Annotated in this window: 8 protein-coding genes; 2 read left to right on the top strand and 6 right to left on the bottom strand. The window is 74.1% G+C overall.

Going from position 1 to position 13,419, the window contains the following annotated elements:
* Positions 1 to 12: 12 nt before the first annotated feature.
* From IE313_RS10285 to IE313_RS10275, 3 genes are read right to left on the bottom strand one after another with little or no spacing between them, the layout of a single operon-like run.
* Positions 13 to 408, bottom strand: coding sequence for a DUF742 domain-containing protein (locus tag IE313_RS10285; protein ID WP_189930662.1), 396 nt, complete (start codon positions 406 to 408; stop codon positions 13 to 15).
* Positions 409 to 418: 10 nt separating this feature from the next.
* On the bottom strand, positions 419 to 859 hold the full coding sequence (locus IE313_RS10280; protein WP_189930661.1) for a roadblock/LC7 domain-containing protein: 441 nt from the start codon (positions 857 to 859) through the stop codon (positions 419 to 421).
* On the bottom strand, positions 856 to 3,558 hold the full coding sequence (locus tag IE313_RS10275) for a nitrate- and nitrite sensing domain-containing protein (RefSeq protein ID WP_189930660.1): 2,703 nt from the start codon (positions 3,556 to 3,558) through the stop codon (positions 856 to 858). Before IE313_RS10275 ends, IE313_RS10280 begins: the two co-directional genes overlap by 4 nt.
* Positions 3,559 to 4,035: 477 nt before the next feature.
* Between IE313_RS10275 and IE313_RS10270 the strand changes: the two genes are divergently transcribed.
* A complete protein-coding gene (locus IE313_RS10270; protein ID WP_229924503.1) occupies positions 4,036 to 4,542 on the top strand; it encodes a hypothetical protein in 507 nt (168 codons plus the stop codon).
* 395 nt (positions 4,543 to 4,937) lie between these two features.
* Positions 4,938 to 5,672: an HNH endonuclease family protein gene (locus tag IE313_RS10265; protein WP_189930659.1), complete on the top strand. Its 735-nt coding sequence runs from the start codon at positions 4,938 to 4,940 to the stop codon at positions 5,670 to 5,672.
* Between the two features lie 114 nt (positions 5,673 to 5,786).
* Here IE313_RS10265 and IE313_RS10260 read toward each other — a convergent pair whose 3' ends face one another.
* From IE313_RS10260 to IE313_RS10250, 3 genes are all read right to left on the bottom strand, one after another.
* Positions 5,787 to 10,586: a hypothetical protein gene (locus IE313_RS10260; protein WP_189930658.1), complete on the bottom strand. Its 4,800-nt coding sequence runs from the start codon at positions 10,584 to 10,586 to the stop codon at positions 5,787 to 5,789.
* Positions 10,587 to 10,668: 82 nt separating this feature from the next.
* Complete coding sequence (locus IE313_RS10255; RefSeq protein ID WP_189930657.1) at positions 10,669 to 11,562, bottom strand: hypothetical protein; 894 nt, start codon at positions 11,560 to 11,562, stop codon at positions 10,669 to 10,671.
* Positions 11,563 to 11,677: 115 nt separating this feature from the next.
* Positions 11,678 to 13,204 (bottom strand): hypothetical protein, encoded by a 1,527-nt coding sequence (locus IE313_RS10250; protein WP_189930656.1) that lies wholly within the window; start codon positions 13,202 to 13,204, stop codon positions 11,678 to 11,680.
* Positions 13,205 to 13,419 lie beyond the last annotated feature (215 nt).

Raw genomic sequence — 13,419 nt, 5'->3', positions numbered from 1 at the left:
CTTTTGCGCTGTTCAGAGCGCTCGGAGCCCGTTGATCACGTCGCGCAGAATACTCTCGTCGGGCAGCTCGGCAGGTGGCACCGGACGGGTCACGTGCACCATTTCCTGGTCGGCGAGGTCACCGATGAGGACACGGACCACGCCGATCGGCAGATCGAGGGCAGCCGAGAGTTCCGCGACCGACTGCGGCGTGTCGCGGCACAGCTCGGCGATGTGCACATGCTCCGGTGACAGCGTCTGCTCGGCCTCGAGGTCGCCCACCCGTGGCTCGGTGATCACCAGGGCGATGAGGTCGAGCCGGTGCTGGCCCGTACTGGTGGTGCGGCCACGTGTCATGGCGTACGGACGCACCACCGGCCCGGCTTCGTCGTCGAACCAGCGGGGAGTCTCGTGACCTTCTGCGCTCATGCCATTCCCACTACCCGCCTGCGGACAGGTCGGTGCGCGGCGCCGCCGCAAGATGCGCGCCGACCCGCTTGACCAGCAGCGTCATCTCGTAGGCCACCTGCCCGACGTCGGAGTCCGCGTCGGAGAGCACGGCCAGGCAACTGCCGTCGCCGGCGGCCGTGACGAACAGGAAGGCCTCGTCGAGCTCCACCACGGTCTGGCGGACGCCGCCCGCGTCGAAGTGCCGGCCGACCCCCTTCGCCAGGCTGTGGAACCCGGAGGCAACGGCCGCCAGGTGCTCGCTGTCCTCCCGGGTCAGGTGCTCGGAGACGCCGGTGGGGAGGCCGTCGCTGGAGAGCACAAGCGCCTTGCGGATGCTGGCGACCCGCTGTACCAGGTCGTCGAGCAGCCAGTTCAGCTCGCCTGCACCCTCCGGCGTCTTCGTGTGGCCGGCGGCCTTCGGTGCGGTCATCGACCGTCCCCCTCAAGTGTCGTTCCCTGTGCCGAGCCGCCGGGGCCGTCGTCCCCTGCGGCGTTCTCCTCTCGACCGCGACGCCAACCGCGTTGCAGCGAGGCCATCCTGCTGCGTACCTCGTCGGCGTCACGTTCGAAGGGCCCGTTGCCGTCCCGCTCGGAGTCGCGGTCGCTCCGCCGGTCCGGCCCGTTCTTGAGCTGCGGGGCGAGGCTGGCCTGCCTGACCCGGCGAGGCAGTGCCGACCCGCCGGGCTCCGTGTCCCGCAGGGGCGCCGCGGCCTGGGCGGGCCTGCGGCGGCGGGGCAGATCGCTCTGCACCGCGGGTTCCGGGGGCGCGCCTGTGCGTCGTTCCGTGGTGTCCGCCTCCCGTGCTCTGCTCGGGGCGACCGGGCGGCCGTGCGAGCTGACCAGTTTCGGCGTCTGGCGCCTGGGCAGCGGCCCCGGGTCTGCCGGGTCGTTGGGTCGTGCGGGCCCGTCGTGTTGCCGGTGGGTGTCGGACGCCTGCTGGTGCTGTCCGCCGGGCAGTTTGGAAAGGGGCCGGCGCGGGCGGAAGAGGCCGCCGCGCTCGCTGTCCTCGTCGTCCAGCGCACCGGGGAAGTCGTGGAACTCGGTGCCGGCACCGGCCGCGCGGACCGGTGGTTCCAGCTCCACGGGACCGTCCAGCAGGGCCGACGGCAGGTCGGACAGCTCCTGGGCCGCCACCTTGCTCAGCGGTGTGGCGCGCCCCGGACCCGTGCCCCGGCCGCTCGGCGGCTCCTCGTCGAAGGACGGTTCGAGCCGGAGTCCACCGGTGTCCGTCTCGGAGGCGTCGGTGAGCAGCGCGTCCGGAATGAAGACGACGGCGGTGGTGCCCCCGTAGGGCGAGGGCTGGAGCGAGACGCGGACGTTCTGGCGCTGGGCGAGGCGGCTGACCACGAAGAGGCCGAGCCGGTCGGTGTCGGAGAGCTCGAACTCGGGGGTCTCGGAGAGCCGGAGGTTCGCGTCGAGCAGGACCTCCGGCGCCATGCCGAGGCCCCGGTCGTGGATTTCCAGGGTGAAGCCGTTGGCGACCCGCTCCCCCAGCACCTGCACGGCCGTGTGCGGCGGTGAGAAGACGGTGGCGTTCTCAAGGAGCTCGGCGATCAGATGGGTGAGGTCGGCGACGGCCGGACCTGCGACGGCGATGCGCGGCAGGCGGCGCACCTCGATGCGCTCGTAGTCCTCGACCTCGGCGACGGAGGCACGGACCACGTCCATCAACTGGACGGGCTTGCGCCACTGCCGTGAGGGGGCGGCGCCCGAGAGGATGACCAGGCCCTCGGCGTGCCGGCGCATACGGGTGGTGAGGTGGTCGAGCCGGAAGAGGTCGGCGAGTTCGTCGGTGTCCTCGGTCCTGCGCTCCATGCTGTCCAGCAGGGTGAGCTGCTTGTGCAGCAGTACCTGGCTGCGGCGGGCCAGGTTGACGAAGACCTCGGAGACGCCGCGGCGCAGCTCCGCCTGGCGCACGGCTGCCTCGACCGCGGCCCGCTGGAGGGTGTTGAGCGCCTGGCCGACCTGGCCTATCTCGTTCCTGTCGTACTCCAGGCGCGGGGCCTCGGTCTCGACGTCGACCTGTTCGCCCCCGGCGAGCCTGCGCATCACGCTGGGCAGCCGCACGCCGGACGCCTCGTGCGCCTCCGTGCGCAGCCCGCGCAGGTCGCGGATGAGGCTGCGGCCGATGCGCACCGAGACGATCACCGAGAACAGCAGGGCGGCCAGGCCGAGCACACCGGCGACACCAGCGCGGACGAGCACGTTGACGGCGACCGGTTTGACCCGGTCCTGGTAGCGGTCGTCGGCCGCGTTGTCGCGGTCCGCCAGCTCCCCCAGGACCTTGCCCGCCATCTGGTTCCAGTCGCCGGTGCCGCTCACGGCCCGCGGCACACCGGGCGTGGCCTGGGCGAAGGCCTGCTCCGCGACGCGCAGCGACCTGGTGTCGTTGCCCTGCCAGTAGCGCTCGAAGCGGCCGCGGTCCTCGTCGGGCAGCAGTGGCAGGTTGTTGTCGTAGAGCAGGGTGCGCTGGGCGATGAGGTCGGAGATCTGGCGGATGTCGGTCGAGTTCAGCCGGTCGGCGACCAGGGCGGCGGCGATGACGGCGTCCTCCCTGGACAGCAGCTCGCGGGCGCGGGCCACGGAGACCAGGGCCTGGCCCTGCTTGGACAGCTCCAGGTCGTTCACGCCCTGGACCGTCATCAGGAACGCGTAGCAGGGGTCGATGAGCTCGTCGTAGAGGTCCAGGGCGGTGGTCCCGGTGATACCGCCCGCCTCGACGCTGCTGCGCAGCGAGTCCAGGCCCTCGAACCCTTCGAGCACGGCGGTCAGGCGTTCGTCGGCGTCGGCGGTGATGTTGTCGCGGACGGCCTCGGCCCTGGCGTTCCTGCGCACCTTGCCGACCATGGCGTCTGTCGCCCTGCGGCTGCTGCGCATGTTCTGCAGCGCGTTGGCGGCGCGCGGGTCGGCCAGGTAGATGAGGGTCTGGCGGCGCTCGTGCTCCAGGACGCGGGCGGTGTCCTCGACGGGATAGCTCATCTGGTCGACGACCTTGACGTTGCCCAGTAGCTGGGCGGCCTCCTCGCCGGTCAGGACCGTGGCGAAACCCCAGATCGCGGTCAGCGTCACCAGCGGCACGAGCAGCAGCGCCACGATCTTCCGGCGGATCGATTTCCCGCGAAAGCGCATGGCCTCCCCCAGCTCGCCCCCTGCGGCCCCGGGGGTCTGTGCGTCTACATGAACAGCGTGCGCGAAGTACGTCAAGAAACGGCGCGAGCCTACTACTGACGCTGCACCGACTCGAAGGGTGGCCGGGGCCGTTTCAGGCCCGCAGGCAGGAGGGACGTCCACAGTTGTCCCCCCATTACGGGAGATTGCATCCCGGTGCCGCACGACAGGAAGGGGTGCTCTTCAGTCAGACTTCAGCCATCAGTTGGCTTGAAATATGCGGCCGCCGGGGAATCTTCGGGCACCCCCGCTCGTCTCCTTCTATGGGAACCGGGTACGGACGGGGTCACAGGTGATCACGTCCCCCTGGATGGCGTAAAACAGTCGAAGCCGGGCAGGCACTGGTGGATCGGTCGGAGGCATCAGTCGCCTCATGCGCGCCGTGCGCCCCTTTTCACTTGGGCGCGCCGGGTGCGTCGCCGGATGTGGACCTGCTGGATGGTGGGGAGTGACGAACTGATGGGCACGGCAGGGCGTAGTAGGGCGTCCGGATGGGACGCGCTCGGCGGCGTACCCCGGCAGGCGCGCCGTTCCTCGGACGACCGGGCGGAGCACCACGAGGCGCTGTGGGTCGACGACCCCTCACCCCGTCGCCGGTTGCCCGACCCGGTGCGCACGGCCGCGGTCCGGGCCGTCCTGATCGTCTCGCTGACCCTGGTCCAGGCCATGACGGCCTTCCTGTGCACCCTGGCCGGCTCCTGGCTGGCGTTCCCCATGGTGCTCAGCAGTGTCGCCAGTACGGTCGTCGCCACCTGGGGCGTCCTCGACGTCTGGGTCACCCGCCAGGTGTGGAACCAGCGCCATGGCGTGGTCTCCGCGCCCAGCAGCTCGGCGCGGCAGTTGCGCCGTGAGCGGCGCAGGGCCCGGCGTGAGGCGAGGGCGGCGGAGCGGGGTCCCGGGCGGATACGCAGGGGGCGCGGGCAGCGGGAGCTGTCCCACTCATAGCAAGGCGCCGGCGCGCAGGCTCGGTGCCTGGCAAGGTGCGAGCGCACAGGGTCGCGCCGCGGCAAGGACCTGGCACGCCCTTGTGGTCGGCAGCGGCTTCTTCTGACGGTGCCCGATCCGGCCCGCGCAGCCGCCGTCAGCCGCGCCCACCGGCTACGCATGCGGCCGGGTCCGATGCGGTCGGCACCGATCCGAAGTCGCCGACGCCCGCGATCCGGCGTTCCCGGTGCGGACAGATGTGCCTTTTCTCTCTACACTGCGCGCCGTGATGGAGACTTGCATACATCGTCTGCCGGAAGTTGTGGGCCGTGGCGTCTGACGGGCATTCGGGGAGAAGGGGCCGAGGGCCCATCGGGCAGCGGGGCCGAAGGGCTTCGCGCCCTGCGCTCCTTGCGATGCTGACGGCCGCCGCCTTCTCGTCGCTGACGGGATGCCACGCCCTCCAGGACAGTGACTCCTCGCCCGGGTCCGCGGGCGCCGAGTCCGACAGCGGCCGGGCCGTGAGCCCGCTGGACAACCCCGACGGGACGAAACCGGGGCTCGCGGCCCTCACCTCCGCCGGCGACAGGGCAAGGGCACGGGCCCTGATCGAGAAGGTGGCCACGAAGGGCCGCGGCCAAAGGACCGGGTACGACCGTGAGGACTTCGGCTACGCCTGGATGGACACGGCCCCCGGTGCCGTCCCCTACGCCCACAACGGCTGCGACTCGCGCAACGACCTCCTCAAGCGCGATGGAGAGAACGTCCGCTTCCGCGATGGTTCCGACTGCGTCGTGGCGTCCATGACGCTGCACGACCCCTACACAGGAAAGTCGATCGACTGGACCAAGTCCCGCGCCACCGAAGTGCAGATCGACCACGTCATGCCGCTCTCGTACGACTGGCAGATGGGTGCCTCGCACTGGCCCAGGAGCAAGCGCGAGGACATCGCCAACGATCCGCTCAACCTGATCCCGGCGGACGGTCGGTCCAACAGCGCCAAAGGCGACTCCGGCCCAGCCGCCTGGCTGCCTCCGGACAAGCGGATCCGCTGCTCCTACTCGGTGCGCTTCGCGCAGGTGTCACTGAAGTACGACCTGCCCGTGACGGCGGCCGACAAGCACATGATGCTGAGGCAGTGCGGGGGCTGAGTCCCTGCCCCGGGCGGCCGCCGAAGCAGGCGGCCGCCCGGGACGGGGCGGCGGTCGGTGCCGGGGGGCCGCGGCGGCGGACCCGGCGGCGTCTGGCGCGGGCGGAGCAGCGGCTCAGCGCGGGCCGGTCGGGCGCCGGTACATACGGGTCGCGGTGATCTCGCCGTGCACCGTGCCCTCACCGGCCTCCTGTTCCGGCAGGCCAGGCCGCAGGTGTTCCTCCACGCTGATGTACTTCAGACCGGCCCGCAGGTCGGCGTCGTTGCGGAGCCGGATCACCAGGGGGAACTCCGCGAGGGCGGTCGTGTCGAAGAGACCCGTGGTGTAGAGCAGTTGCACCCCGAGGGCGTCGGCCACCGCGCGCTGGAGCTCCAGGAGGTAGGTCGCGTTGGCCCGGCCGATCGGGTTGTCCAGGAACAGGGTGCCCGCGTGCCGGTGCTTGTCGCGCCCCCGGTCGTTGGAGCGCAGGGCGGCCATCGTGCAGTAGAGCGCGATCGCGGCCGTCAGCAACTGGCCGCCGGAGAACACATCGCCCATCTGGCCGACCGGCACCCGCTCGGCGCGCAGCACCGCGTCCGGTTTGAGGATCTCCACGCTCACGCCACGCGGCTGCAGAGCGGCCTGGACGCCCCTGAGCAGCAGGGACATCCCGTCGCGGCGCAGGTCCGAGTTCTTCCTGACCGCCGCCCTGGTCGCCTCGTCGATGACCTCGCCGAGGCGTTCGGCGAGCGTGGCCGGGTCGGGATCGTCGAAGCGGATCCGCAGGAACTCCTGGCCGGACCACTCGCCGAGGCCCTCCGGCAGCCGCGACAGGCGCTGCGCCGAGCGGAGCGTGGCGAGCGCCTGGTCCACCATGCCGCGCAGCCGGTCGACGATGCTGTCCCTGTTGCGTTCCAACTGCTGGAGTTCGTCGGTGAGCACCCGCAGCCGCGGTGCGAAGGCCTCGGCCCACTTCTCGGCGTGCTCCGGGAGCATGGTGGCGGGCAGTTCCCTGATCTGCTGGCGGGCCGGGGTGCGCACCTGCTCGTAACGGGTGGCGTTGGCGTGGCGTACGAGGGTGTCGCAGGCCTCGCGGACGGCCGCCTCCGCGGCGGACAGGTCGGCCGCACAGCCGCGCAGCGAGCGGCGTGCCTCGCCGGCCGCGTGCCTGGCTTCCTCCGGACCGCCCGGATAGGGCTCGGGCTCCTCGGTGTCGTCGGGGTCCTGGTGGTCGCGGATCAGGTCGCGCAGGAGCGCGGCCGTCTCGTCGAAGCCGCCGGCCGCGTCCTCGGCCGCCCGGTGGGCGGCCACCAGCTCCGCGTGCGCCTCGCGCGCCCGGCTGACCGCCTCGGTGTGCGCGGTGAGGTCGGCGGTGGCCGTGCGCAGCAGTTGCTGGGCGTGCTCGATGTCCGAGGGCAGCAGGTCGGCCGGGAGTTCGGTGTGCGCCTCACCGTCCTGCGGGGCCAGCCGTTCGGCGTCGCCGCGCAGTCTGCCGAGCTGCTCGCTGGCACTTGAGGCCCGGCTCTCCAGGAGTTGCACCAGCTCGTCGGCGCGGGCCGCGGCGGCCTGCCGGGACGGGCCGTCGGCGCCGTCAGGGGACTCAAGGAGCTGGGCCGCCCGGGTACGCACCTTGTTGCTGAGGCGGCCCAGTTCGGCACCGGCGGCGCTCTCGTCGCTCTCCGCACGCGCCTGCTCGGCTCGCAGATCGGCGCCGACGCCGACCTTCTCGTAGACCTGGGACGCGGCGCGGTAGGCCTCGCGCAGGGCCGGCAGCGAGACGGGCGGGCCCTCCCGCGCCGGATCGGCGTCATCCGGCGGGTCGTCCGGTGCGCCCGCGATGTCGGCGCGCTCGGCGCGCAGTGCGCGGGCGGTGCGGTGCGCGTCGTCGGCGGCGCGCTGCGCGGCCCTGCGGTCCTCGTCGGCCGCACGGGCGCGGGCCAGGCAGGTCTGCGCGCGGGCCTGGAACTCCGCGGCGTCATCCGCGAGTTCCCGCATCCGGACCTGCCAGCCGGCCCGCTCGCGCAGCCGGAAGGCAAGTCCCGCGAGGGCGTCGGCCGCGCGCCGGGCGCGCTGCGCGGCGTCCTGGCGTTCGTCCCGCACCGCCGCGGCTTCGGAGGCCGCCTCCTCCGCTTCGGCACGGGCCGTGCGGGCCTCGGCGAGTTCGGCCTCGGTGTCCTGCGCGAAGGTCCGTGCTGCCGCCGCGGCGGCGGCCAGCTCGGTGAGGCGGCCCGCCGGGCAGGAAGCGCGCCAGGAGGTGAGGCGGGCGGCGAGTTCGCGGTCCTTGGCCAGCCGCGCGGCCAGCTCCCTGATCTCCTCGTCGCGCTCCGCGGCCCGGGCGCGCAGGGTCGTGCGCTCCTCGTCCGCGGCCTGTTCATCGTGCATGGCGGGGTTCGGCGGAACGAGGAAGACCGCCTGGGAACCGTCCGCGCCGTCCGCGCCGTCCGGACCCGCGGGATGGGGCACGGGGGCGAGCAGTGCGGCCGCGGTGCCGACGGCAACGGCGGAGCGGGGCAGCAGGGCGGCGTCGGTCAGCACCTCGCGCGCGCGTGCATGGCCGGCGGGGTCGGTGATGACGACGCCGTCGACGAGTTCGGGGCGCGCGGCGAGCACCCGGGCGTGGTCGGCGGGGTCGACCGCCTGGGCGAGGTACCGCCAGCCGGGCAGGGCCGGGATGCCGTGTTCGCCCAGGAACTCGACGGTGGCCAGCACGTCGGGCCCGGGCGGCAGCAGCCCGCCGTCACCGAGCGCTCCGAGGATCCGGAAGTCGTCCGCGGCGGCGGTGCGCAGTTCGAAGAGGTGCCGCTCGGCGGAGGTCACGTTGTCGTCGAGCAGCCGCGCGAGGTCATCCGCGCTCTGGTCGAGCTCGGCGGCGGTGAGGGGGCCTGCGGAACCGTCGTCCGCCGCCGGGTCCTCCCGACGGGGGCCGTCCGCGGCGGGATGCGGGGGCGCTCCCGCGTGGCCGGGTGCGGCGTTCGGGGCGGTGCCGCGGGCGGGCGCGGGCGCCCGCGACGCCAGGCCGCGCTCCTGGGCACCGCCCGCCACGCCGTGGGCGGCGCGCGGCTGGGGGATCGCAGGGCCCGTGCGCCGGGCGGCGGGCAGGCCCAGCAGCTCGCCGAGGCGTTCCTCGGCGGCGAGGGCTTCTGCGGTGCGCAGTTCGGCCTCGTACGCGCGCTCCGCGGCGGCCGAGGCGTCGGCGGCACGGGCCGCGGTCAGTTCGGCGCGGCTCTCGGCTGCCACCGCCTCACGGGCCTCGTCCGCGGTGCGGCGGGCGGCCTCGCGCGCCGTGTCCCAGGCGGCGACCGCGGTCTTCTCGGCATCACTCGCGGCGAGCGCGGCACGGGCCGGGTCGGCGTCCGGCGCGCTGTCGTCGAGCCAGCCCGCACGCACCGCTTCGGCGGTCTCCTGCTCGACCTCCGCGAGCCGCTGACGCAGGTGCTCGGCCTCGCTGCGGGCGCGCTGGGCCTCGGTCGCGGCGGCGGTGGCGTCCCGGTGGGCCGCCTCGCCGTCCTCCTGGAGGGCGGTCGAGCGTGCCTCGCCCTCGGCAGCCAGCCGCTCGGCGTCGTCGGCCGCCCCGCGCAGGGCGCGCACCAGGTCGGCCGCGGCCCGGGCACGGGCGGCCAGCGCGGGGGCGGCGTCCCGCTCGGCCTCGCGGATGGCGGCGGCGACCCGGGCCGACCGGTCGGTCGCCGCCCGGTGCCGCAGCACGGCCTCGGCGGCCTGCCAGGCGGCGTACAGGGTGCGTGCGTCGGCGAGTTCCCGCTTGTGGGCCGCGGCGGCCTTCTCCGCGCCCGAGAGGGCGAGCGAGGCGTGCCGGTAGGCGAGCTCGGCGGCGATGAGGGCGCTGCGCTCCCGGGTCCGCTCCGTCCCGGTGACGGTACCGGCGGCCGCGGTGACCTGCCGGGCGAGGTCGGCCGCGCGCTCGCGCTCGCGGCCGCCGCGTGCCGCGAGCCGGCGGGCGAGGGTCCTGGTGCGGCGCTCGGCCCCGGCGTGGATGTCACGTGCGCGCGCCCGGGCCGCCGCGGCGTCGACGATCCGGCCGAGCAGGTCGACGGAGCCGGCGGTGAAGTCGCGTTCCGCGATGAGTTCGGCGCGCCGCCCGAGCTTGTTTCCGAAGCCGCCGACCAGATCGGCGAGGCCGTCGGTGTCCCTGGTGTCGGTGACGGCGCGCAGCAGCAGGTCGGTGAAGTCGGAGTCCTTCTTGACCGCGAACAGCCCCGCGGCCTCGCCCTCGTCCGCGTTCATCTCGCGCTGGTAGCGGAAGAGCTCGGGGTCGAGTCCGAGGTCGCCGAGGTGTTCGGTCCAGCGTTCGTGGATCTCCTCCCAGTGCACGTCGAGGTGCGGGTACGCCTTGTCGGCGTCGGTGAGGGCGTCGCGGAAGCCCTTCATGGTGCGCCGCCGGCCCTGCGCGCCGGAGGCCCCCTCGGCGGCCGGGCGCGCGGCCGTCGACTCGGCGACGGGGAGGTTGTCCAGGCTCAGCCCGGGGCCCGGCCGGAAGGAGTACCACGCCTCGGCGAACTTCCGCGGATCGTTGGAGACCTGCCGGCCGCGCCACTCGCTCACCTTGCCGACGACGACGCAGGCGCCGGTGCGGGTGTGCTGCCACTCCAGGGCGACATGGCCGCAGTCGTCGGCGAGCAGGAACTTGCGCAGCACTCCGGAGCTGGCGCCGCCGAGGGTGTTGCGGTGCCCGGGCAGCATCACGGAGAAGATCAGCTTGAGCAGGACGGACTTGCCGCCGCCGTTCTCCAGGAAGAGCACGCCCGCCGGGGCGGGCCGGCGCGGCGGCCCCACGGGCTCGTCCGCGAAGAAGTCGCCCTGGGCGGGCGCCGGGTCGGGCACGGGCTCGCCGACGCTCCGCAGGTCCAGCACGGTGTCGGCGTAGCGCGCACCGGCGGGGCCGATGGAGTAGAGGCGGACGCGGGACAGCTCGTACATGGCGGCGGGCTCTCGTGGTGGGGGCGTGCGGGGGCGGGGGGACGGGAGGCGGTCCGGGCCTTGGGCGGCCAGGACCTCGAAGTCAGGAGTGGAAGGGCAGGCCGGCGTCGGCGACCAGTTCCAGGTCGTCGGGGCCGGCGGGTGGCAGCAGGGTGGCGGTGCCGTCGGTGACGGGCACGATGCCGAGCTCCAGCAGCTCCGCCAGGGCGGCGCTGCCCGCCATGTCGCGGACCTGGAGCTGGTAGCGGGCCGTGGTGCGGTAGGTGCCGCCGGCGTCGTCACCGGTGCGCTGCAGGAAGCCGGAGTCGGTGAGGAAGGCGACGGCCTTGGCGACGATGCCGGTGGTGGACCCGGCCAGGCGGCGGGCGTCCTTGGTGGCGCCCGCGGAGCTGCGCCGGGCCCAGATGCGCCAGGCGGCCTCCAGTCCGGGTGCGTCGCTGGCCGGGTCGGTGTTCTCGCCGTGCTCCGCCGCGCGCTCCTCCAGACGGCGGCAGGCCTGCCGGACGAACGCGTCGACGCCGTTGACCGTGAGGCGGCCGATGTAGCCGTCGTCGGCGAGGTCCTCCGGCCGGGGGAACGCGAGGGCGGCCACGGCGAGGTGGGCGAGGCCGTGCAGGAAGCGGTCGGTGCCGTCGGCGGAGGTGCGGCGTGCGTAGTCGCCCATGCGGACGGCGAACACGGAGTCCTCGGCAGCAGTCACGGCCATGCCCGCGCGCGGGGAGACCTCCAGGACGATCAGGCCGAGCCCGGCGGCCACGGCGTCCGCGAGGCGCGCGAACGGCGGGTCCTCGCGGTAGCGGCGCAGCAGCTCGGTGTACTCCTGGTCACGTGCGGGCTGCAGGCGGGGCTGCAGCCCGAAGGCGACGAGCCGCGCGGCGTCGGCGGCGTCCGCGGGGGTGAGCGGTGCGGCGGCGCCCGCCTCCTGCCTGCTGGACGGCTCGCCCCATGCGCCGCCGTCTGCGGGGTGGTCGCTCACGGCTGGTGCTCCTTGCCGGGTGTGCTGGGGGTACGGGGACGGCCGCCCGCCGGAGCGGGCCGCGGGGACAGGGGGCGCCGGGCGCGGAGGCGCGCGCCGGGGGTAGACGTGGGGATCATGCCGCCTCCGTCCGGTCCGCGGCCATGCCCGCGGCGTCCAGGCGGGCGGTGCCCACGATGAGGTCCGCGCCGCCGAACTCGGGGTCGTCGAGCTCGGTGCCGTCGTCGACGGCGAAGAGGAGCTGCTGCTCGCCCTGGCGGTACGCCGTGCCGACCGCGGGGCTGGCGGCGTGCACCGCGAGCAGGGCGACCAGGTAGGGAAGGTCCGGGTCGCGGCGGCGGGCCTCCGCGAGCAGGCCGGACAGGCGGCGGGGCGCGTCGGCCGGCAGGTCGAGCAGTTCCGTGGCGACGGCGAGCTGCTCCTCGCTGAACCGGCTGTCGTCCGGGGTGGCGATGAGGTCGGGCTCGGGCATCTCGGCGCCCAGGTGCTCCCGCTCCGCGGGGGGCGTCAGGAGGAGGTCGACCAGGTCCGCCATCCGTGCGCAGGCGGGGGTGCGCAGCCCCGTGCCGCGGCTGAAGTAGGCGTCCGTGACGCGGACGGCCTGCTCCATGGGGAGCGGCAGCAGCGGGGCGACGAGCTGCCCGTACAGGTCGAGTCCGGCGCGCGCCGAGGGGGTGGCGAAGGCCTGGCGGTCCTGCTCGGCGCGGAACAGCGGGCCGGCCTCGAGGAGGCGGGACTGGAGCTGGGTGTGGCGGCGGATGCAGTCCTTGACGATGTCGACGAGTTCGGCGGCGCGGCGCTTGTGCTCGGCGTCCTCGGACTCGTCGCGGGACTTGCGGATGTTGGTGAGGATCGCGTTCTCGTGGCGGTAGCGGTCGGCGACGTGGTCGAGGGCCTCGGTGATGAGGTCGGGGACGGACTGGAGCCAGTCCACCGCGCGGACGTTGCGCCGGGTGGCCTCCAGGGCTCTGCGGAGGGTCTCCGCGTACTGCACGGTGCGGTAGCGGGCCTGTTCGGCGGCGAGCTGGGCGTCGGCGAGGCGGCCGCGGCTGATGAGCACCTCCAGCTTCACCTCGGCGGCGATCTGGGCACTGGTGACGTCGGTGTCGAGGGCGCCGACGAGGACGTTGACTGCTTCGTCCGTGGTGCGCAGCCAGATGCCGCCGCCGTGGCCCGGGACCTCCTCCAGGAGTTTGAAGTCGTAGTCGCGGCGTACGTAGCTGCCGTCGGGTGCGAAGGTGCCGTAGACGGCGCGGAAGCCGCGGTCCACGCTGCCGACGTTGATCAGGTTCTCCAGGACCCAGCGGGCGACGCGCTCGTGCTCCGCGGTGGGGCGCTGGGGGGCCTGGGCGGCGATGCGCGGCAGGAGTCTGGCGACCACCTGGTCGTGGTCGGCGCCGGTGTCGAAGTCCATGTGCAGGGTGACCAGGTCGATGGCCGCGAGGGCGATCTCCGCCATGCCGTAGACCGAGTACTCGCCCGCGAGATTGGCCTTGCGGGCGTCCAGGTCGTGCAGGGGGGCGGTGCAGGCGAGGGCGCGCAGGCGGCGGGCCAGGCCCTCATCGGCGGCCGGGCCCGGCGCGGGCCGCGGCCCCGCGCTGAGCTGGGACGGAGCGGGGTCCGTCGGGGCGGGCGAAGTCACGGTGCACAGACTAGGTCCTGGGTGTGACATCGGCCCAAACGCCACAGAAGCGCCGGCCGCACCGGCTGCTTCGTGCCGGCGGCTTCGGGACGGCGAGGGCTCACCGGCGGGTGAGCACCCGCCGGTGCGGACCCGCCGGTACCGGAACGGCCGTCCGCGGGACGGCGGGTCGTGAGGCAGCGGGACGCGGACCACGGCTCGTCAGGCGGCGGAAT

The sequence above is a fragment of the Streptomyces sulfonofaciens genome, from assembly GCF_014656295.1.
GTDB classification, from domain to species: domain Bacteria; phylum Actinomycetota; class Actinomycetes; order Streptomycetales; family Streptomycetaceae; genus Streptomyces; species Streptomyces sulfonofaciens.
This window is presented reverse-complemented; position numbering and strand designations above follow the sequence as displayed.